We start from the raw sequence: 19,448 nt of genomic DNA, 5'->3' as shown, positions 1-19,448 counted from the left end.
TGGACCCGCGGTCTCCACCCAGAATCCGACGGGTGCAGAGCAGGCGTCAGCTCTCAGTCGCGGGATCCTTCGCGACCTCAGCGTCAGAGCCTTCTGGCCGCTGCGGGTGCAGGCGAAAAGTCGCTGCAAACCCAAAGATGAGAAACGCGGATCCGATGTAAGCCGACCACTGTGTGCCAGCGGTGAATGCATCTGCGGCAGCGGCGCCGACTGCCGGATCTTGTGCCCTCAGCGCAGGGATCGCCGCCCCTGCTGAACGGTCGAGGGTGGTGACGAGCTGGGACCGTGCGCTGCTCGGGATCGAGCTGAACTGTTGGTCCAGTGTGGTGGCGAAGCTGCTGGAGCTTACGGTGAAGAGCACGGTGCCGAGCACAGCAATGCCGAGAGCGGAGCCGATCTGACGGGCCGTGCTCTGGGTGCCCGAGGCCTGTCCAGAGAGCTGCTTGGGCACGTCGACAAGGATCACCCCAGTGAGTTGGGCGGTGGCGAGACCCACTCCCAAGCCATAGATGAAGAGGCACGGCGCGAGGAGCACCCACGTCGAGGTGGCGGCAAGACCGATGCCGAGGGCCAGGACACCCACGAACTCGAGCAAGAGCCCGATGCGAACGATCGCGAGGGGGGACATCACTTTGAGCAGGCCGCTCGAGAGGCCGCTTGCGACGAACGAACCGATCGCAAGGGCGAGGAGCACGAAGCCGGTTTCAAGCGCGCCGTACCCGGCGACGTTCTGGAGCCAGAGCGGGATCGCGAGGAGAATGCCGAACTCGCCGAGTGACACAATGAGCGCCGCCACGTTGCCGTTGCGGAACGAGGGGATGGCGAACAGTGAAAGCGAAAGAAACGACGCCTGGCCAAGCCGTTCGCGTCGCCGCGCACGCACGATGAAGAGCACCACCGAGATCACCGTCACCGTGAAAGATAGCGGGACGACTGATACGGCAAACGGCCACTCCCAGGAGCCGATGGTGAAGGTGTTGGCAGGATTCACCGCCCACCAGCCATAGGTTCGCCCCTCGATGAGCCCGAACACGAGTGACGCGCTGGCGAATACGGAGATGATGGCGCCGCCGAAATCGATGCGTCCCTGTGCGCTGGGGTCTCGACGATCGGACACGGTCGCGAGGAGGCCGATGATAATGATCAATCCCAGCGGAATGTTTATGCCGAACGCCCACCGCCATGAGTAGTACTCGGTCAGCCAGCCTCCGAGCAGCGGGCCCAAAGCTACGGTGCCGCCGATTGTCGCGCCCCAGACGGCAAACGCGATTCCGCGCTCGCGGCCGGTGAATCCGGTGTTGATGATCGAAAGGGTGGTGGGGAGCACCATGGCACCGCCCACCCCTTGCAGCACGCGTGCGAGGATCAGCAACTCTCCGTTGGGTGCGAGCGCCGCGAATATCGAAGCCGCACCGAATACTGCAATACCGAGTATGAGGAGTCGCTTGCGCCCGTGCCGGTCGGCGAGTGAGCCGAAGACGAGCAGCAGCGCAGCGAACACCAGCGTGTAGCTCTCCTGCACCCACTGCACCTGAGTTGAGGTGATGCCGATGTCGTCGATGATGCTCGGAATCGCAACGTTCACAATCGTTGCATCGACGATGATCATCGCGACGGCAAGACTGATGAAGAGGAGACCGAACCACTTTTTGCGCGTCGAGTTCATCAGATACCTGTTTTCTGTGGGGGTTCTCGCGGCTCCCGCCCTCGTGCCGGGAGTAGCAGCAGTGTAGGGCGTCGCGAAGATGATGACAGCAAAATATCTTATCGACGCCCTGTCGGCAACTAGGGGGTGAGTGCCACCTTCCCCGCGTATGCAGCGGAGCGCACGGCATCCACGGCCTGCGTGGCCTCCGCGAAGGTGTAGCTGCGCGCGAAGGTGGGGCGGATCTCGCCTGCGGCGACCACCTGCGCGAGCGCAGCGAGGTCTTCGCCCTTCGGCATCGCCATGAGGGTGACGACCTTGATACCGCGGGTGAATGGCGCCTGCAGTGACCGCGACACCGCCCCAAGCATCTTCCCGCCGCCCTCGCCGCCGCCTAGCACGAGCACGCCGCCGGCCACGATGGCCGGCTTCCACTGGCGGATCGGCAGGTTGCCAGCGAAGTCGAGCACCACGTCGAACCGTTGTCCGACCGCGGTGGGATCTGCCACCGTGTAGTCGATCACCTCGTGCGCCCCCAGCTCGCGCACAAAACCTACCTTCGCGGTGCTGCACACCGCCGTCACCCGCGCCCCGCGTGCCGACGCCAACTGCACGAGCGCGGAACCCACGCCGCCCCCAGCGCCCGTCACCGCGATCCGCTTCCCCTGAACCGGCCCGCAAGCGCGCAGAGCCTGCAAGGCCGTGTAGCCCGACATCGGCAGTCCCGCCGCCTGCTCGAAGGTGACACCCTCGGGCAATGGCTGCAGGAGCTCCTCTGTTGCGCTCACAAGCTCAGCCCAGGATCCGCGCGCCGAACCGAACACCGCGTCGCCCACCCGAACGCGCGTGACCCCCGGGCCCACGGCCGCCACCACGCCGGCGACATCCTCGCCGAGCGTGATCCGTTTCGGGCGCGGAAAGCCCAGGGCGAGTCTCGCGATCCGCGGCTCACCAGTCGTCAAATGCCACTCCGCCATGTTGACGCCCGCGGCTGCCACCTTGACGATGACGTGCCCCGGCTCGAGCGACGGCTCGGCCACCTCCTCCACGCGCAGCGTCGACGGGCTTCCATACGTGTGCCTCACCACAGCTTTCATCGTGGCTCACCTGCTTCCTGTTCGTAGCTGAACACGTCATCGAGGCCCACCCCGAAGACGTGAGCGATCTGGAACGCCATCTCAAGCGACGGCGAATACTTGCCCTGTTCGATCGCGATAACCGTCTGCCGGGTGACCCCGATGCGGTCGGCGAGATCGGCCTGCGTCATCTCTCCTGCCGAGAAGCGCAGGGAGCGGATCTTGTTGGTAACGCGCGTTGGCTTCGCCATGTCAGAACCCCCTGCGGTAGGCGATGAGCTTCGTGATCGTCTGCAGGATCGCCGCGAGAATGAAGCAGAGGTACAAGGCGTTCGCAATGTACACGTGCGGCGCCTCAATGAAGCAGAGCACGATCGCGCCTGAGCCGCCGATGGTGATGAACGAGTTGCCCACCCGATCGCCGAGCCAGCCGATCTCCTTGTCGCGGCGATCCACCCGGCCGGCACCCCGCAGGCCTGAGGTGCCGTCAACGATGCCGATCACGATGCCGGCAAGAATGCCCGCAACGATCGCGCCGATGATCGACCAGATCATCGGCCACAGGTACCCCTTCGGGTCGAGTGGGCCGTCGCCGTTGATGTAGCTGAGCGTCAGATACGCCACGAAACCGAGCGGGGCGATGATGCCGAACGCCCAGGTGTTCTTCTCCTCGTGAGACACGCTTCCTCCTTCACCGAGTGCGTCAAATATCTTTGACACGTCAAAGGTAAAGCGTTCTGCACATCATGTCAAGAAAGTTTTACTCGCCTTTCCGTGACCACTCGAGATAGCGCGCGTATGGATCATCGGGCAGCAGCGCGATTTCGGTGCGCCTGCGGCGGCGGCGGATCAGCCCCATCGCACCCGCCGCCTCACGAACAGAGGCACCAAGCCTGGCGGCGAACCCCGCGCGAGCGGGCGGCGGCATTGGCGCGGACGCAGCGCCCTGCCCCAGACACGTCTGCCGCTGAGAGCTATCCAGAGTCATTGCGGTCTCCTCGATCGTCCATGCAGCGCGAAGGGGATCCGGGATCCGGGAAGCACCGCCGTCTTCCGCGAGAATCCGGGAATCTCACCGTACGGTCAGCGCCGCCACCACAACTAGTGCTTGACGCACCAGCACGCTCGGTGTATGTGGCGACCGCTGCGAGGCTCCCGGAGTCAGGCGAGACGCGCGATGGACGCGCAGGGATGGGTACCCAGCATTCCATCGCGGGCGTACACTCGCGATAGTGAGGCCTCCGCGCCGGACGCCCCGCCGTTCTGTGAGAGAAGGAAGTCAGATGGGCAGCGCGATCGAGGCTACAGGCCTCAGCAAACGATTCGGCAAAACGCTCGCGCTCGACGGGCTCGACCTCACCGTGCCGACGGGCACGGTGCACGGCTTCCTCGGCCCGAATGGCTCGGGCAAATCGACGACGATTCGCGTGCTCCTCGGGCTCATCCGCGCGAACGCTGGCCGTGCGAGCGTGCTCGGCGCAGACCCCTGGCGCGACGCGGTCGCACTGCACCGGCGCATCGCCTACGTGCCGGGCGAGACCACGCTCTGGCCGAATCTCACCGGCGGGCAGGCCATCGATATCGTGAGTTCGCTCCGCGGCGACCACGACCCGGCCCGCATCGCCCACTTCGTCGAACGCTTCGACCTCGACCCCTCGAAGAAGGCTCGCAGCTACTCGAAAGGCAACCGGCAAAAGGTGGCGCTTATCGCCGCACTCGCATCGCGCGCCGAGCTCTTCATCTTCGACGAACCCACAAGCGGCCTCGATCCGCTCATGGAACAGGTGTTCCGTGAGTGCGTCGAGGAGATCCGCGCCGATGGCCGCACCTTGCTGCTCTCGAGCCACTTCATCTCCGAGGTGCAGCGGCTCTGCGACGATGTGACGATCATCCGCAAGGGACGCACGGTCGAAGTATCTCCAGTGCAGGGGGAGCAAGACCTGGAAGCTCGCTTCCTCGCACACTACGGCACTGCGGAACTCGCCGGCGGATCCGCCGCGGGATCTACCGACACCGCGGTGGGGCGACACCGACAGCGCGGAGGCGAGGCATGAACGGCAACTTCGCCGGTCTCGGCAAGATGCTGGCCTTTCAGCTGCGTCGTTCCTGGCTGCGCATTCTCATCTGGGCGCTCGTCATCCCCGCGCTGGTGATGTTCGTCGTCGCGTATCAGCAGTCGCTCTTCCCCACCCAGGCAGACCGTGACGCTTACGCGGCGATCGCGAACACCCCATCGGTTGCCGCGCTCACCGGGCTACCTTACGCCGCGGCCACCGCCGGCGGCATCCTCAACATCAAGCTCTGGATGTCGAACGCCATCGCGCTCTCGCTCGTGAGCATCTTTCTCGTCACCCGCAACGGCCGGGCCGAAGAAGAAGCCGGCCGCACTGAACTCCTGCGCGCCACCGCGCTCGGCAGGCACGCCCCCACCGTGGCAGGATGGCTCCTCGCCGCAGGCTTCGCGCTGGTCACCGGTCTCCTCTCCGGCATCGCCGCGATCCTCACGGGTCTCCCAGCCGATGGCTCGATGCTCATGGGGCTCTCCTACTCCGGTGTTGCGATCGCTTTCGTCGGTATCGCGGCGATCACCGGACAGCTCGCCTCGACCGCGCGCGCGGCAAACGCGTGGGCGGGTCTCGCGCTCGCCGCCGCCTACCTCGTACGCGCCCTCGCCGATGTGAACGCGACAGGGGAGACCCCGCTCTGGCTGAGCTGGGTGTCACCGATCGGCTGGGGGCAGCAGACACGATCCTTCGGTGAGAACACCTGGTGGGTGCTGCTACTGCCGTTCGGCTTTGCGCTGGCCTGCGCAGCCGGGGCGCTCGCGCTTGAGAACCGTCGCGACCTCGGCGAGGGCGTCATTCCCGCCCGGCCGGGGCCAAGTCGCGCCTCGCCGTTACTGAGCACGGTTCTGGGGGTGCCTCTCCGTTTGCAGCGCACCTCGCTCATCGCCTGGACGCTCGGGGTCGCCGTCTGCGGCTTGTTCTTCGGCGGTATCGCGAAGCTCATGGAGCAGCTCATCACCGATCTTGGCTCCTCGCCGATCGGCGCGGCGCTCACGAGCGGCACCGACACCCCGGTTGATGGGCTCCTCGGGTTTCTGCTCGTGTTTCTCGCCGTGCTTGTCGCGGGCTTCGCGGTCGAATCGACGCTTGCGCTCCGCGGCGACGAAGCCGCACACGGCGAGCTCGAATGGTCGGCTGCGGTGTCTCGGTGGTCGTGGACGGGGGTGCGGATCGCGATTCCTGCGGTCGCCTCGGCGTTGATGCTGGGCATCGGCGGGCTGCTGCAGGGTGCCGCCTACGGCGCACAGACGGGCGATCCGGGGCAGGCGTGGCGCTACGCCGTCGGTGCCCTCGCCTACTGGCCGACCGTGGCACTCGTTATCGGGGTGACCGCGCTGCTCGCTGCCTGGTTGCCCCGGGTTGCCGCAGCAACTGCGTGGTCGGTGTACGGGGTGCTGGTGCTGCTCGCCGCGCTCGGTGATGTGCTCGGCATCCCGCACGATGTGGTGCAGGCGACCCCGTTCTGGGCAGTGCCGCAGCCCGGCAGCCAGGATCCGTCGTGGTGGCCGGTGTGGCTGATGGCGGCGGCGGCCGTCGCTTTCGCGGCGCTCGCCCTGGTGCGCTTCCGCAACCGAGACCTTGTGAGCGCATAGACCGCCTCCACCCGTATCCGCCTGGCAACCCCCTCCGCCCACGGCGAAACATGCCGACCGCTCCCATACCGGCTCCGTACAATCGCGGCGTGAATGAACAGCAGCACCCCGTCGTCGTCACGGCCCCAGAGCCCTCAGCGCCGCGCCCCGCCTTTGCGAGGGCGCTCGACCGCGCGCTGGCGGTGCAGCGCCCGGTGGTGCTGGCCCACATCCGCAGTGTGCGCCTGCGCTCCCCGCACGCCACCCCCAATCAGGTGATCCGCATTCTGGAGCGCCGCTACCTGCTCGCGATCACGAGCGGCGGTGCCGCGGTCGGTGCAACCGCAGTTATCCCCGCGATCAGCACCCCGGCGACACTCGCGCTCTCAGGGGTAGAGACCGTGGGGTTCTTGGAGAGCACGGCCCTGTTCGCGCAGTCGGTGGCGGAGGTGCACGGCATCCCCGTCGAAAACCCCGACCGTGCCAGGATGCTCGTGATGACGCTCATGCTTGGGCAGGAGGCAGGGGAGCTCCTGGGGCAGTTCACACAGCAGGTCGCGGGCGGCGGCATCGGGCGTTCCGGGTTCTGGGGTGAGGTGGTGACGAAGTCGTTGCCCCGCGGCGCGGTGCGCCCGGTGCTCGACAAGCTGCAGCGCTCCTTCGTGCAACACTTCGCGAAGATTGGTGGCGGCTCGATCGTGGGCAAGGCGCTGCCGTTCGGGATCGGCGCCGCGGTGGGTGGCGCCGGCAACCACATTCTGGGACGCCGCGTGGTTGCGGCGTCGCGCCGATCCTTCGGCCCGGCCCCAGTGGGCTTCGCCCCTGAGCTGGCACCGCGCGAGGGGGCGGAACGGATCGAGCGCCGCATGCTGCGGGGAGCCCGCAGCGCCGGCGGGTCGATCGCGGCGGGTGCCGGTGCGGTGGGGCGCTCCGCGAAACGGGCCGCTACTGCGGTGACACGCGGATCGGGGAAAGCACGAGCCGACTCGGACGACACGCCCGTGTGATTTCAGTGCCGGGGTCGTACTCTGGGCACATGCACCTTCCTGCTCTGCTCTATGCGGAGGACGACCTCGAGATCGCCGAGATGACGATCGAGGTGCTCTCTGAGCAGTACGATGTCGACCACGAAAGCGACGGCAACGCGGCCCTGGCGCAGGCACTCCGCCGCCCCTACGCGGTGATGGTGCTCGACAGGCGCCTCCCCGGCATGGACGGGGTCGAACTGGTGCGGGCGATCCGCACAGCCCGCATTGCCACGCCGATCCTGCTGCTGACAGCGCTCGGGGCCATCGATGACCGTGTCACCGGCCTCGACGCCGGCGCCAACGACTACCTGGTGAAACCCTTCGCCTTCGAAGAACTGCTCGCCCGCCTGCGCGCCCTCACGCGCTCAGCGACGACTGCGGGGCGACGCTGCGAGATCGGATCGTGGACTCTCGTGCCCGAAACGCAAGCGCTCTACACGGAGAGCGGGGCGAGGATCACCCTCACCGATACAGAGACCCGACTGCTCGCCGCGCTCGCCGCAAGCCCTGAGCACGTGTTTACCCGTGACGAGTTGCTTGCGGCCGTCTTCGCCTCTGGCGAGGCCCCGGTCAGCCCCGGATCGGTGGAGACCTACGTGCACTATGTGCGCAGCAAAGCTGGCCACAGCCTGATCGAGACGGTGCGCGGCAGAGGCTACCGGCTGGGGGTGCCCGAGTGAGCCAGGAACGTCGCGGGTCTGCAGACAATGCGCGGGTGCGGGCGGCTGCGCGGCGCATCGCGCTGCTCGTGGGGGTATCGTCAGCGCTGATCATCGCGGTGGGGATTACGGTGCTCGTGCTCGTGATTGTCGCGACGGCGCGGCCTGAGCGCGGCCCTGCAGGTGAGCGGGGGGATGCGGATCACGTGGTCGTCGATGCGGACCAGGTGGTGCCGTGGGTGATCGGCTTCGGCGTGGTGGCTGTGGCGCTCCTCGGTGTGATCGCCTGGGTGTCCGCGGCGCGCGCGGTGCGACCGCTCGCCGACGCGCTGCGTTTGCAACGCGAGTTCGTCGCCGATGCGAGCCACGAGCTGCGCACCCCCTTGACGGCGCTCGTGAGTCGTATTCAGATTCTTGAGCGCCGTCGCGAGCGCGGCGATCCGATCGATGAGGTGGTCGCGAAGCTCGGCGATGATGCTGCGTCGATGGGCGAAACCCTAGACGAGTTGCTGGTCGCCGCGTCCGGCGAGGCCGATGCGGCCGCTGCAGGGCGGCACCGCAGCGGCGCGGTGGGTGAGGGTGTGACGACGGCGGCTGAACGGCTGGCACCGCTCGCCGAAGCGCGCGGGGTGCGGCTCTCCTGCGATCTGGGCAACGCAGCGCAGGTGCATGTCGGGCTGGCTACCTCCGAGCTGGCGCGGGCCTGCATGGTGCTCATCGACAATGCGATCGGGCACAGCCCCGTCGGCGCGACGGTTGCGGTCGCGTGCCGACGGAGCGGCCCCGCGGTAGAGATTCGCGTCATCGATCACGGGCCGGGGGTTGCAGCAGCGGATCGCGATCGCATCTTTGAACGCTTCGCGCGCGGCTCCGAGACCGGGCAGCGGCGCGGCTTCGGGTTAGGGCTCGCGCTCGCCAAGGATCTCGCTCGGCGGGCCGGTGGCAGCGTCGGTGTTGAGACGAGTTCGCCAGAGGGCACCGTATTTCTGCTGCGCATGCCGAGCGTGTGACCGGCCGCTGAATCAGCGGTGCCTGGCGCCGTCGATCCCCACGCCGCCGAGAACTGCACTGTCGAGAGCTGCACTGTCGGCTGCTGCCCACTCGACACCGGAAGCCCACCGCCTGGTGCGCCCGTCGGCACCCACGATGACACCGCGCGTGTGCGCCGCTGCCCCGATCCACCCCAGATCCTCGATGCCGGCCACTACGGCCGCAGTAGCCCACACATCCGCGTCAACGAGCCGCTCTGCAACGACGGTGGCGCTGACCGCGCCGTGCGCAGCGAGACCCGTGCGCGGGTCGAGGATATGGGCGCCGCGCTCGGCGCTGCCCGAGGTGGCCACCGCGCCGTTGCGCAGCTGCACCGTGGCGAGCAGCGCACCAGGGCGCAGCGGATCAGCGATGCCCACCCGCCACTCCCAGTCGGCGCTCGCAGCAGTTGCCAGCTGCATGTCTCCGCCAGCGTTGATGCCTACGGCCGCAATTGCGGGTTCGTCGAGCAGGGAACGGAGGTGTCTGTCGAACGCGTCGGCTGCGGCCCAGCCTTTCACATAGCCGGTGGGGTCGAACCACCCTCGCCATGCCGCGGAGAAGCGATGGCCTGTTTCGGTCTCAGCCCGCAAGCACGCCCGACGCACCTCCTCGATGCGCGGGTCAGCGAGCGCGGCGTCGAGGGAGCCATCGCGCAACCGCAAGATTTCCGAGTCGGGTCGAAACGTCGAGAAGACGCGCTCGGCGTCCCGCAGATCCTCGAATGCGGCGTCGGCGGCGGCTACGAACCGCGCCTCATCCTGTAGGTCGGCGGAACCGGCGGCGATGGCGTGCACGCTGACCACGGTGCCCATTATTTCGGCGGTGCGGCTGAGGCGGGAGCGCTCGTTCATGATCGGGCCTGATCGAGTGCGTTCTGCAGCGAGGACAGGTACCCGCTCATCGTGTAGGTCGCACCGGACACCATATCGATGTGCGCAGACTGCGCAGCGAGCGTCTCGTCGACGAGCTGCGGCACCGCATCGGAGTTGATGCGCTGCTCCCGCCCGCCGCCGCTCGGGTACTGGGGCACCTGCACATCCGCGATCCGCCCCCCTGACACCGTGATTGCCACCTGCACCGGACCATAGCGGGTCTGCACCGCAGTCCCGGTGTAGTTGCCATCGGTGAACGTCGCCTGCCCGACCGCGGTCGAGCTGGTGCTGTCGCCGCTGCCTGACAGCGCGCCTGAGGTGCTGCTGCCGGTGCTGGGCGTGGCGCCGGTATCGGCGGTGATTGGCGTGCTGCCGACGCTAGTGGTTGTGGCCGTGCTCGCGGGGGCTCCGGCGTCGTGCAGTGAGAAGTAATAGCTGCCGACGAGCACCGCGGCGCTGAGCGTGCTGAGCAGTGCGTAGATGATGCGCTTCATGATGCGCCTCCTGTCAATCGTTCTTGGGTGAAGTGTTCGGTGTGCAGGTGGGCTGGAGCGACGCCAGCGGCGAGGAGATCGTGCTGCACGGCTGTCATCCACGCCGGTGGCCCGCAGAGATAGACGTCGCAGCGGGCCAGCCCGTCGCCCCCGCCCGGTGCGAGACTCTGTAGCAGCTCAGCGCCGTCGTGATGCGCATACTGCGCGGGCAGCCACGACGACCCGCCCTGGGCCCGGGGCCCGAGCAGCGTGTAGTGCACCAGGCCGCGGTCGGTGATGAGACGGCGGATCGACTCGCCGAGCATCGTCTGCTCTGCCGCGCGTTCGCGGGTGACGAGCACCGCTTCACCCGGCGCGAAGGGCTCATCCTCGAGAATCGCGACAAGCGGCGCGACCCCAGCCCCTGCGCCGATCATCAGCAGCCCCGGCTGGGTGCGTGCAGCGCCGGTCATGCTGCCGTAGGGCCCCTCGATCATCACCGGGGTGCCCGGGGCGAGATCGGCCAAACGGCGGGTGCCATCACCTACGACCCGAGCCGACAGCTGCAGGCGATCGGCGGTGGGAGCCGCGGAGAGCGAGAACGGGTGGCCGCGGCTCCACCCCGGCCCGTCGAGAAAACGCCACACGAAGTGCTGACCGGCGCGGGCCCCGAGCCTGTGCAAGCCTCGTCCGTGCAGGCGCACCGTTACCCCGCGGCTGCCCTCCGAGACCACCTCGGCAACTCGGATCCGGCTCCGTGCCGACCGCCACAGGGGCACCGCCACACGGAACACGAGCACGCAGCCTGCCGCGACGGCCCAGAGCGTCCACCAATACCAGCTCGCCACTGGATTGCCGACGAACTCGTGCCCGGTGAGCAGCATGTGGGGCACTGAGATGGCGACACCGAAGTAGGCGTAGAGGTGCAGCAGGTGCCAGGTCTCGTAGCGAAGCCGCTGCCTGGCCCGACGCGCCGAGGTCGCCATCACTCCGATCAGCGCGATCACCCCGAGGCTCGCCGCGAACACCCCGGGGGATCCCCAGATCACGTCCCAGGCTTCAGCGATCAGATTCACGCCGTCCTGCAGCGCATACGCCGCAACGATGAGCACGATGTGCACCGCGAGCAGTGAGACCGACCAGATCCCCGTCAGGCGATGCATCCGTGTGATGCCCGAGCGTCCGAAGCCCCGCTCGAACAGGGGCACGCGCGCCATGAGCAGCACCTGCAGCAGCAGGAGATTGGCGGAGACGAGCCCCGCGATGCGTGCGACACTCGCGAGGCTTTCCGGGGTCAGCGCGGCGATCGCCTGCAGGCCGCCGCCCCCGACCCAGAGGGCGAGGGTCGCCAGGCTGGTGAGCCAGACCGTCGCCGTTGCGGCGGCGCGCCACGCCTGCGGGCCTGAGCGGCGGAGGGCTGCCGGAGACTGCTGGGTTGATGCGAGAGTGGTCATGCGCTCAGCGTGCGCCCCACCATCCCAGACGAGTCTCAGAAAGCGGCGCGCTCAGCAATTTTGCAGCTGTCTCTAGGTGAACACAAAAAGGCGAGGGCTGAGCGCGATGCGTGTTTCCGTGGCCTCCGCGTGTGCTGTGAATCGTGGCTGCGCCCGCGCGACGCCCCGTTGCCTGTCAGACTGAGACCGTGGCGAATACTCAGAACGGCCGTGTGGCCGTCTACCTCGACTTCGACAACATCGTGCTCTCCTGGTACGACCGGGTGCACGGACGCAACTCCTATGCCCGAGACAGGCAGCGCATCGCCGAAGATCCCTCCGACACTGAGATCGCCGCCCGCCTGCGCGCGGCAGTCGTCGACGTGGGCGCCGTCATCGACTACGCCTCCTCCTTCGGCACGCTCGTACTGACCCGCGCATACGCCGACTGGTCGTCACCCATCAACGCCGACTACCGCGCGCAGCTCGTTGCGCGCGCTGTCGATCTCGTGCAGCTCTTCCCCGCCGCGGCCTACGCCAAGAACGGTGCCGATATCCGGCTCGCGGTCGACGCCGTTGAAGACATGTTCCGCCTCGATGACCTCACCCACGTGGTGATCGTCGCAGGCGACTCCGACTACGTGCCGCTCGCGCAGCGCTGCAAGCGGCTCGGCCGCTACGTCGTGGGCATTGGGGTTGCAGGCTCTACCGCGAAGGCCCTCACTGCGGCCTGCGATGAGTTCGCTTCCTACGACGCGCTGCCCGGCGTCGAACTGCCCCGCCGCGAGCAGGAGCAGCCCGCCAAACGCCAGCGGCGCGGAAAAGCCGTGACTGCCTCCCGCGAGCCGGTCGGGATCGAAGTCACCGAGGCTGAGACCGTGGCAGAGCAGAGCGCTGAAACCGCGGGAGGTGGCGGGCGCGGCTCGCGGCGCCGCGGCCGTGGCGCGGTGATCGAAGCGGATCCTGCAGTACAGGATGACATCGCCGATGATCTCAGCGATGACCTCACCGATGAGAGCGATGACGATCTCGACATCGCCGTGACGGGGCTCCTCATTCGGGCGCTCTGGCTGGGGCAGGAGAAGGACGACTCCGGGTGGCTGCACAGCTCGGCCGTGAAGCAGCAGATGCGCCGGATGGATCCGTCATTCAACGAGAAAGCGCTCGGCTTCCGCTCGTTCTCGGACTTCCTGAAATCGCGATCCGATATCGCCGAACTCGAGGAGACCGGGCACGAGCGTCTCGTGCGCCTGCGTGAGCAGCACCCGTAGCGGCCCGCCCCGCGCCCGGCACCTCGGGAGGTTCAGCGACCGAGCTGCGAGAACAGTTCGGTGAACTTCTGGGCGATCGCATCGTTGTTCCACGACCACACGTCCTCGCCGCGCAGCACAGCTTCCGCGCCGCCGTCGCAGTAGATCGTCTGGCCGCAGCAGTGCGTGTTGTCGACCGAGGTGAGCCAGATCAGCAGCTTCGCGATGCTCTCCGGCTCCTGGTGGTAGCCCAGCGGCATCGGCACCACGGTGTCGATCAGGGCCGTGCCGCCCGGGGTTGCGCGTAGCTCGGCCGTCATCGGGGTGTTCACCACACCCGGAGCAACCGCGTTCAGCGGGATACCCGCCCCGGCCCAGCGCTCGGTTACCGCCTCCCGATGCACCCAGCGCGAGATCGCCTGCTTCGATGACGCGTAGATGAGCCCGCCGGTCTGCTCGTTCTGGGCGAGCTCCTCGGCGATGCCAACCGCGGCTGCCTCGTCGTCACGCAGGAACGCGTCGACAAGCGGCGGGTACACCGGCTGCACCGATGACAACGATGACACCAGGGCCGCCCGCGGCGCAGTGGACTGCGCGAGCGCGGGGCGCATCGCCTCCAGAAACTCGGTCATGCCGAAGTAGTTGACCGACGCGGTGATGGCCTTCGGCAGGGAGAGACCGGCACAGGCGATCACCGCATCCACGGTGCCGCCGGCCTGCTGGGTGGCTGCCTCCGCTGCGGCGTGACGCCCCGCAGGAGTCGAGAGGTCTCCATCGACCTCCGCGCCCGCGAGGTCGACGCCGATCACGGTGTGCCCTTCGGCTCGCAGCAGTTCGGCTGTGGTCTTGCCGATGCCCGAGGCGGCGCCGGTGATGACATAGGTGCGTGACATGGTGGTTCCTTTCGGGGAATCGCCCCGCGCACGGGGCGCCGAGCCATTCCGGCATGCTTTGGCGCGCCGGTGGAACGGCCTGGCCCGGGTGCACGTCGACGCCGTCCACGGCTCCAGTATCGTGCCAGCCGACGGATCTGACAATGGGAGGGCGTGGGCGCAGACCAGCTGGGCTGGGCAGCGGGCGTACAGCGAGAAGCCGGGTTTCATGCGCCGGGCATGAAGAACCGGACCGCAGAAACGCCTCTCGGCGGAAGGCCGCTCGAAGCGGCAAAAATTGGAGCCCGGGGTTACTGCGGCCCGGCGGCACCAGTCTAACGCAGCGGATTCGCTCAGGCGAGGGAGCCGTCGCGCCAGCGGCGGGCGCCGGCGTGGAGCTCCTGCGCCATCTTCGAATAGCGCAGCGCACGAGTGGTGAGCTGCCCGGCGTGGGCGTCGTCATGCGTGTCGCGCGTGTCGGCGAGGTCGGCTGCGCCGAGCGCCATCACCCGGCAGTAACTCGCGGCCCGGTCGAGCGCGGCACCGAGATCTCCCACGAACGCCCCGCGCAGAATCGTGTCGCACAGCTCGCCGATCGACCCCGGAGTGACGGGCTCGGCCGCCCCCGCAACAACAGGGTCGATGGTTGTGGCTACGGTTGATCCGCGCCGAAAGAGATCTGCCGAGCCCTCCGCATCGCCGGCCACCACCCGCCGCAGCAGGTAGAGCCGCCACAGCACGCCCGCGAGCGAGTGCGTGCCCTCCTGTGCCCACAGCTCGGCGATGTCATCGATGCCCGGGCCTGAGGAAGCCAACCCCACCACGCGCTCGACAACCTCCGGGTCGGCGCCTGAACGCACCCGGTCGAGCAGCGCCCAGGAGGTCTGCTGGGCGAGGCGGTGCGCAGCGCCAGGCTCGTCGGAGCCGATGATCCAGTCGAAATCGGCGGTCGGCTGGAGCACGGGGCGTTGGTGCTCTCGGGTCACGGGTCTCCTCAGTTTGGGGTGGCGGCATTCGGGCGGCGGATCCCGCGCGCCTCGCGAGTCTACGCCGCGGGGGTGGCCTGTATGTGGACCGTGCGCTCGGGAACGCCCGGTAAAATTGTTGCTAGCTGGGTTCTTGCGCGAGAACCTGCGCTGATACACTCCTCGAGTGGACGCCGTCCAAGTTCGCTGAGAAAGTGGGCGCGGCGATCTGTTTTGGGGGATCACAGATGACGCTGCAATCGCATTCCCAGCGTGCGGAACACCGTTCTGGAGCTGCTCGTTTCGTGTCGGGTGCGCTGGCGTTCCTCGTCGCGACTGGTGCCCTCGTCGGTGTCGCCGTGCCGGCTCAGGCTGCGCCGCCTGCGGCCCCGACCATCGATCTCACGATTCCCGCGAACAACGGAAATATCGATCTCCAGAGCCACCTCGAGGCTGGAAGTACGATCGTCGCATTGAGTCCGTCGGCGGGGGTGAGTGCGGGCTTTCTCGGTCCCACCCAGATCGGGGTCTCGCCGACGCAGACGCCGGCTTTCCCTCAACACCGCACCCAGGCGACGGTGGGGTACACGGTCGAGCGCACCGGCGAGAACGCCAGTGGGCAGCTCAACCTCACCTTCGTGCACAAGCCGTGGGTGTTCGCCTCCGGGCCGGCCGATGCCGTTGTCGCCGCCGGCGAGACGGTGCAGCTGCGGGTCGAGGCTCGCGGCGAAGAGTTCGTGTCCGGCGTGGCGACCGGCGGGAGTAGCTACTCGGTCAAAGCGCAGCCGACAATGGGATCCGCCACTGTGGCGAGCAACGGAATCGTCACCTATACGGCCCCCGCGAACGCCGCGCCTAACAGCACTGCATCGGTGCGGATCCTCGCCACCGACAAGTACGGACAGTCGGGCGAAACCTACCAGCCGCTGACCTTCAGAATCAAAGGCACCGCTGAAGCCGACACCTTCAACGTCAACATCCCCTACGGCGGCGGCAACACGAGCACCCGCGTGGATGTGCTGCCCAACCATGCCCGAGGCGTGAACGCGCGTCTCACGAGCGTGATGGCCAACCCGGGCAACGCCTCCGTGACCTTCGACGCAACAGGCGCGAACTTCACGCCTCCCGCCGTTGTCTGGAACCCGCTGCAGAACGGCTACACCTTTGCCGCTCCGTACACCGTCACCGACGACAACGGCCCCGCAACGGCGCAGATCAACGTGCGGGTGTTGCGTCCGCCGGTGATCACCGCACCGACGCAGCTGCGTGGCGTGCCCATCGGCGGCAGCGCGACCTCGGCGATCGAGGTCTTGAACGAGTCGGCGATCCCCGCAACCGGGGGCTACACCATCGTCACACCGCCCAACACGGGCACTGCGACAGTGAATGATGCCGGTGTGGTCACCTATTCGGCGCCGACCTCGATGCCGTGGGGCGCAATCGACAGTGTCACGGTGAAGGTCACCGACATCGTCGGGCAGTCGGAGACCGCCGAGGTGCGCTTCGAGGCATTCAACGGTGCGGTCGCCCCCGACCTGGCGATGGAGCAGCCCGACGAGTCGTTCGTGCTCGACCTGCTCGACGGCGCTAGCGGAGACGGCAAGACCCTCACCGCCGTCACCCTTGTCTCGGGAGATGCGGCCGTTGCACCCAATTTGGCCGCAGGCACAGTCGAGATCGTGCCGAGCCACGCTTGGAACGCAGGCGAGGCCGTGCATCAGATCTCGCTCAACTACACCATCACCGATGTCAAGGGCGGTGCCGATACCGGAACAGTCACGATTGGTGTGCTGCCGAAGCCGATCTTCGCGCACACCGAGCCCAGCCTTGTCACCAAGACTGTCAAAATTGGCGATCTGGTGCAGTTCGACGCTGGGGCACTGCTGCCAGGCAACCTGCCCGAGACCGGGGCATTCATCGTGCTGCAGCAGCCGACCGCGCTGCCGAAGCCGGGCCCGGCGAACTTCGCCCCTGCCCCGCAGCTCTCGGTATTCTCGATGTTCTCGATGCAGCTCCCAACAGGCCCCGCGACGGTAGACGACGCCGGTCTCGTCACCGTCGACACGCGAGGCATGGCGGTGAACACGCAGTACGAACTCATTGTGCGCGCCACCGACAGGGTCGGTCAGTTTGCCGATCAGGCCTTCAGGATCAACCTGACCGTGCCCACGACGGGCACGAATGCGCCCGCCGGCACCGGGACTCGCCCCGCCAGTGCGCAGCTTGCGAATACCGGAGCTGACTCGTCGGGGCTGCTGCTCGCGGCAGGGGCGCTGCTCCTCGGAGGCATGCTGATGGTGCGTCGCCGAACCCGGCGAAGCGTCTGACACTGTGGTGCCCCCAGTAGGGATCGAACCTACGACCTGCGGATTAAAAGTCCGTAGCTCTACCGCTGAGCTATAGGGGCCAACTCAGCTAGCTTACCGGATTCGTGCGGGGTGCCGTTGCGGAGGCGCGCCGACACCGTGTTCGCGCCAACAGAAGAACACCGCAGGCTGATCCGCGATCCGCCACCATCGCAAAAGCCCCGTTCCATGCTCATCTGAGATGAGCTGCGGAACGGGGCTTCGGTGTTCGTGAACAGCCGCGAGGGTTTACCCGAATCGGCCCGAGACGTAGTCTTCGGTAGCCTTCACCGACGGGGTGGAGAAGATCTTCGAGGTGTCGTCGTACTCGATCAGCTTGCCCGGCTTACCGGTGCCCGCGATGTTGAAGAACGCGGTGCGATCCGAGACACGCGAGGCCTGCTGCATGTTGTGGGTCACGATCACGATCGTGTACTCCTGCTTCAGCTCATCGATGAGGTCTTCGATGGCGAGCGTCGAGATCGGGTCGAGCGCCGAGCAGGGCTCATCCATGAGCAGCACCTCGGGGGAGACCGCAATAGCGCGGGCGATGCAGAGACGCTGCTGCTGGCCGCCCGAGAGGCCTGAGCCGGGCTTGTCGAGGCGATCCTTCACCTCGTTCCAGAGATTCGCGCCCTGCAGCGAACGTTCCACAAGCTCATCGGCGTCGCTCTTCGAAATGCGGCGGTTGTTGAGGTTCACGCCGGCGAGCACGTTCTCACGGATCGACATCGTGGGGAACGGGTTGGGGCGCTGGAACACCATACCCACCTGGCGGCGCACCAGCACCGGGTCTACACCCGGGCCATACAGGTCGTCACCGTCGAGCAGCACCTCGCCCTCGACACGAGCGCCGGGAATCACCTCGTGCATGCGGTTGAGGGTGCGCAGGAAGGTCGACTTGCCACAGCCCGAAGGGCCGATGAAGGCGGTGACGCTGCGCGGCTCGATGTTGATGGAGACGCCCTCGACAGCGAGGAAGCTGCCGTAGTAGACGTTGAGATCGTTGACTTCGATGCGCTTGGACATTGCGTTCCCTTGGTTCTGAGACGGTGGAGTAAGACTGAGGCGGGCTGCGGGTCAGCGCCCGGTGCTGGGCGAGAACTTCTTCGCGACGAAGCGGGCTACGAGGTTGAGCGCCATAACGATGAGGATGAGCACAAGCGCTGCAGCCCAGGCGCGCTCCAGGAAGGCCCACGCGGGGTTGCCCTGGTTGGCGAACTGCGTGTACACGTACACCGGCAGCGACTGCATGCGGTCGTTGAAGAGGTTGTAGTTCATGCTTGCGGTGAAGCCGGCGGTGATGAGCAGCGGTGCGGTCTCGCCGATGACGCGGGAGATCGACAGCATAATGCCCGTGGTGATACCCGCGATAGAGGTGGGCAGCACCACCTTCATGATCGTCAGCCACTTCGAGACACCCAGCGCGTACGACGCCTCGCGCAGTTCGTTGGGCACGAGGCGCAGCATCTCCTCACTCGATCGCACCACGACGGGGATCATCAGCACCGACAGCGCCACAGCGCCGATGATGCCCATGCGCACCCCCGGCCCCAGGAAGAGCGCGAACGCGGCGTAGGCGAAGAGGCCGGCGACAATCGACGGGATACCCGTCATCACATCAACGAGGAAGGTGATCGTCTTCGCGAGCCGGCCACGACCGTACTCGACCAGGTAGATGGAGGTCATCAGGCCCAGCGGCACCGAGATGATCGTCGCTGCGAGCGTGATCAACAGCGTGCCAACCATCGCGTGCAGCGCGCCGCCGCCCTCACCCGTGACGTTGCGCATCGAAGAGTTGAAAAACTCGGGGTCGAGGCGTGCGACGCCGTTGCTCACCACCGTGATCGCCACGGAGATGAGCGGCACCATTGCGAGCAGGAACGCGCCCGTGACGAGGTTCGTGATGAAACGGTCGGTGGCCTGACGGCGGCCCTCGACAGCGGCGGAGATGATGGTCGTGGTCACGAGATGCAGGATCAGGCCGACGAGCACCGCACCGACGAGATTGAACTCGCTGCCGTTCGCGGACGAGAGCAGGCCGAAGAGGGCGAGCGACACGACGAGACTCGCCGCGAGGATGATCCACGGCGCGGCCTTCGGCAGCCGATTGCCGGTGAGCACGGAACCTGAGGAGACGGGGCGAACGGTGAGTGCCATG

At 67.2% G+C, this 19,448-nt stretch carries 19 protein-coding genes and 1 tRNA gene; 7 read left to right on the top strand and 13 right to left on the bottom strand.

Features of this window, described 5'->3' with window-relative positions; all coding sequences use genetic code 11:
* Positions 1 to 46: 46 nt before the first annotated feature.
* The 5 genes from WFI54_RS07170 to WFI54_RS07150 form a co-directional block, all read right to left on the bottom strand.
* The gene (locus tag WFI54_RS07170) at positions 47 to 1,666 is read right to left on the bottom strand and encodes an MFS transporter (protein WP_336652102.1); all 1,620 of its coding nucleotides are present in this window, start codon (positions 1,664 to 1,666) and stop codon (positions 47 to 49) included.
* Positions 1,667 to 1,785: 119 nt separating this feature from the next.
* On the bottom strand, positions 1,786 to 2,733 hold the full coding sequence (locus WFI54_RS07165; protein WP_336652101.1) for an NAD(P)-dependent alcohol dehydrogenase: 948 nt from the start codon (positions 2,731 to 2,733) through the stop codon (positions 1,786 to 1,788).
* Between the two features lie 5 nt (positions 2,734 to 2,738).
* Positions 2,739 to 2,972, bottom strand: coding sequence for a helix-turn-helix transcriptional regulator (locus WFI54_RS07160; RefSeq protein ID WP_336652100.1), 234 nt, complete (start codon positions 2,970 to 2,972; stop codon positions 2,739 to 2,741).
* A 1-nt stretch (position 2,973) separates the two neighbouring features.
* A complete protein-coding gene (locus tag WFI54_RS07155; protein ID WP_336652099.1) occupies positions 2,974 to 3,402 on the bottom strand; it encodes a hypothetical protein in 429 nt (142 codons plus the stop codon).
* A gap of 79 nt (positions 3,403 to 3,481) precedes the next feature.
* The gene (locus tag WFI54_RS07150; RefSeq protein ID WP_336652098.1) at positions 3,482 to 3,709 is read right to left on the bottom strand and encodes a hypothetical protein; all 228 of its coding nucleotides are present in this window, start codon (positions 3,707 to 3,709) and stop codon (positions 3,482 to 3,484) included.
* A 295-nt stretch (positions 3,710 to 4,004) separates the two neighbouring features.
* Between WFI54_RS07150 and WFI54_RS07145 the strand changes: the two genes are divergently transcribed.
* The 5 genes from WFI54_RS07145 to WFI54_RS07125 all read left to right on the top strand — a co-directional run bounded on the left by WFI54_RS07145 (position 4,005) and on the right by WFI54_RS07125 (position 9,055).
* Positions 4,005 to 4,775, top strand: coding sequence for an ABC transporter ATP-binding protein (locus WFI54_RS07145; RefSeq protein ID WP_336652097.1), 771 nt, complete (start codon positions 4,005 to 4,007; stop codon positions 4,773 to 4,775).
* Positions 4,772 to 6,379, top strand: a complete 1,608-nt coding sequence (locus WFI54_RS07140; protein WP_336652096.1) for an ABC transporter permease — start codon at positions 4,772 to 4,774, stop codon at positions 6,377 to 6,379. The genes WFI54_RS07145 and WFI54_RS07140 overlap by 4 nt, the downstream gene beginning before the upstream one ends.
* Positions 6,380 to 6,468: 89 nt before the next feature.
* Complete coding sequence (locus WFI54_RS07135) at positions 6,469 to 7,365, top strand: hypothetical protein (RefSeq protein WP_442918646.1); 897 nt, start codon at positions 6,469 to 6,471, stop codon at positions 7,363 to 7,365.
* 29 nt (positions 7,366 to 7,394) lie between these two features.
* On the top strand, positions 7,395 to 8,066 hold the full coding sequence (locus WFI54_RS07130) for a response regulator transcription factor (protein ID WP_336652095.1): 672 nt from the start codon (positions 7,395 to 7,397) through the stop codon (positions 8,064 to 8,066).
* The gene (locus tag WFI54_RS07125; protein WP_336652094.1) at positions 8,063 to 9,055 is read left to right on the top strand and encodes a sensor histidine kinase; all 993 of its coding nucleotides are present in this window, start codon (positions 8,063 to 8,065) and stop codon (positions 9,053 to 9,055) included. The genes WFI54_RS07130 and WFI54_RS07125 overlap by 4 nt, the downstream gene beginning before the upstream one ends.
* A gap of 12 nt (positions 9,056 to 9,067) precedes the next feature.
* On the opposite strand, the gene WFI54_RS07120 is transcribed toward WFI54_RS07125, so the two are convergent.
* The 3 genes from WFI54_RS07120 to WFI54_RS07110 are packed head-to-tail and all read right to left on the bottom strand — an operon-like array spanning position 9,068 to position 11,876.
* The gene (locus WFI54_RS07120; RefSeq protein WP_336652093.1) at positions 9,068 to 9,928 is read right to left on the bottom strand and encodes an FAD:protein FMN transferase; all 861 of its coding nucleotides are present in this window, start codon (positions 9,926 to 9,928) and stop codon (positions 9,068 to 9,070) included.
* Positions 9,925 to 10,443 carry an FMN-binding protein gene (locus WFI54_RS07115; RefSeq protein WP_336652092.1) on the bottom strand — a complete coding sequence of 173 codons (519 nt, stop codon included), beginning with the start codon at positions 10,441 to 10,443 and terminating at the stop codon, positions 9,925 to 9,927. The genes WFI54_RS07120 and WFI54_RS07115 overlap by 4 nt, the downstream gene beginning before the upstream one ends.
* Entirely contained in the window at positions 10,440 to 11,876 is a 1,437-nt protein-coding gene (locus WFI54_RS07110) for a ferredoxin reductase family protein (RefSeq protein WP_336652091.1), read from the bottom strand. Before WFI54_RS07110 ends, WFI54_RS07115 begins: the two co-directional genes overlap by 4 nt.
* A gap of 188 nt (positions 11,877 to 12,064) precedes the next feature.
* Between WFI54_RS07110 and WFI54_RS07105 the strand changes: the two genes are divergently transcribed.
* Positions 12,065 to 13,126 (top strand): NYN domain-containing protein, encoded by a 1,062-nt coding sequence (locus WFI54_RS07105; RefSeq protein WP_336652090.1) that lies wholly within the window; start codon positions 12,065 to 12,067, stop codon positions 13,124 to 13,126.
* A 32-nt stretch (positions 13,127 to 13,158) separates the two neighbouring features.
* Here WFI54_RS07105 and WFI54_RS07100 read toward each other — a convergent pair whose 3' ends face one another.
* Both WFI54_RS07100 and WFI54_RS07095 read right to left on the bottom strand, forming a co-directional pair.
* Positions 13,159 to 13,998 carry an SDR family oxidoreductase gene (locus tag WFI54_RS07100; RefSeq protein ID WP_336652089.1) on the bottom strand — a complete coding sequence of 280 codons (840 nt, stop codon included), beginning with the start codon at positions 13,996 to 13,998 and terminating at the stop codon, positions 13,159 to 13,161.
* 332 nt (positions 13,999 to 14,330) lie between these two features.
* Positions 14,331 to 14,963, bottom strand: a complete 633-nt coding sequence (locus WFI54_RS07095; RefSeq protein WP_336652088.1) for a hypothetical protein — start codon at positions 14,961 to 14,963, stop codon at positions 14,331 to 14,333.
* A gap of 227 nt (positions 14,964 to 15,190) precedes the next feature.
* Here WFI54_RS07095 and WFI54_RS07090 point away from each other — a divergent pair, with 227 nt between their 5' ends.
* Positions 15,191 to 17,269 (top strand): Ig-like domain-containing protein, encoded by a 2,079-nt coding sequence (locus tag WFI54_RS07090; RefSeq protein WP_336652087.1) that lies wholly within the window; start codon positions 15,191 to 15,193, stop codon positions 17,267 to 17,269.
* A gap of 5 nt (positions 17,270 to 17,274) precedes the next feature.
* On the opposite strand, the gene WFI54_RS07085 is transcribed toward WFI54_RS07090, so the two are convergent.
* The 3 genes from WFI54_RS07085 to pstA form a co-directional block, all read right to left on the bottom strand.
* Positions 17,275 to 17,349: transfer RNA gene (locus WFI54_RS07085), tRNA-Lys, on the bottom strand.
* A gap of 187 nt (positions 17,350 to 17,536) precedes the next feature.
* Positions 17,537 to 18,316: a phosphate ABC transporter ATP-binding protein PstB gene (gene pstB, locus WFI54_RS07080; protein WP_336652086.1), complete on the bottom strand. Its 780-nt coding sequence runs from the start codon at positions 18,314 to 18,316 to the stop codon at positions 17,537 to 17,539.
* Positions 18,317 to 18,367: 51 nt separating this feature from the next.
* Complete coding sequence (gene pstA / locus WFI54_RS07075; RefSeq protein ID WP_336652085.1) at positions 18,368 to 19,447, bottom strand: phosphate ABC transporter permease PstA; 1,080 nt, start codon at positions 19,445 to 19,447, stop codon at positions 18,368 to 18,370.
* Position 19,448 lies beyond the last annotated feature (1 nt).

Source organism: Leucobacter sp. MMO-125, from assembly GCF_037148395.1.
In the GTDB taxonomy this organism is placed as follows: Bacteria; Actinomycetota; Actinomycetes; order Actinomycetales; family Microbacteriaceae; genus Leucobacter.
Note: the sequence above shows the minus strand (reverse complement) of the source record. Positions and strands in the feature narration are given on the sequence as shown.

Coding starts and splice junctions, on each gene's coding strand:
- WFI54_RS07170 (WP_336652102.1), bottom strand. CDS start 1,666: ATGAACTCGACGCGCAAAAAGTGGTTCGGTCTCCTCTTCATCAGTCTT.
- WFI54_RS07160 (WP_336652100.1), bottom strand. CDS start 2,972: ATGGCGAAGCCAACGCGCGTTACCAACAAGATCCGCTCCCTGCGCTTC.
- WFI54_RS07150 (WP_336652098.1), bottom strand. CDS start 3,709: ATGACTCTGGATAGCTCTCAGCGGCAGACGTGTCTGGGGCAGGGCGCT.
- WFI54_RS07145 (WP_336652097.1), top strand. CDS start 4,005: ATGGGCAGCGCGATCGAGGCTACAGGCCTCAGCAAACGATTCGGCAAA.
- WFI54_RS07140 (WP_336652096.1), top strand. CDS start 4,772: ATGAACGGCAACTTCGCCGGTCTCGGCAAGATGCTGGCCTTTCAGCTG.
- WFI54_RS07130 (WP_336652095.1), top strand. CDS start 7,395: ATGCACCTTCCTGCTCTGCTCTATGCGGAGGACGACCTCGAGATCGCC.
- WFI54_RS07120 (WP_336652093.1), bottom strand. CDS start 9,928: ATGAACGAGCGCTCCCGCCTCAGCCGCACCGCCGAAATAATGGGCACC.
- WFI54_RS07115 (WP_336652092.1), bottom strand. CDS start 10,443: ATGAAGCGCATCATCTACGCACTGCTCAGCACGCTCAGCGCCGCGGTG.
- WFI54_RS07110 (WP_336652091.1), bottom strand. CDS start 11,876: ATGACCACTCTCGCATCAACCCAGCAGTCTCCGGCAGCCCTCCGCCGC.
- WFI54_RS07100 (WP_336652089.1), bottom strand. CDS start 13,998: ATGTCACGCACCTATGTCATCACCGGCGCCGCCTCGGGCATCGGCAAG.
- WFI54_RS07090 (WP_336652087.1), top strand. CDS start 15,191: ATGACGCTGCAATCGCATTCCCAGCGTGCGGAACACCGTTCTGGAGCT.
- pstB (WP_336652086.1), bottom strand. CDS start 18,316: ATGTCCAAGCGCATCGAAGTCAACGATCTCAACGTCTACTACGGCAGC.
- pstA (WP_336652085.1), bottom strand. CDS start 19,447: ATGGCACTCACCGTTCGCCCCGTCTCCTCAGGTTCCGTGCTCACCGGC.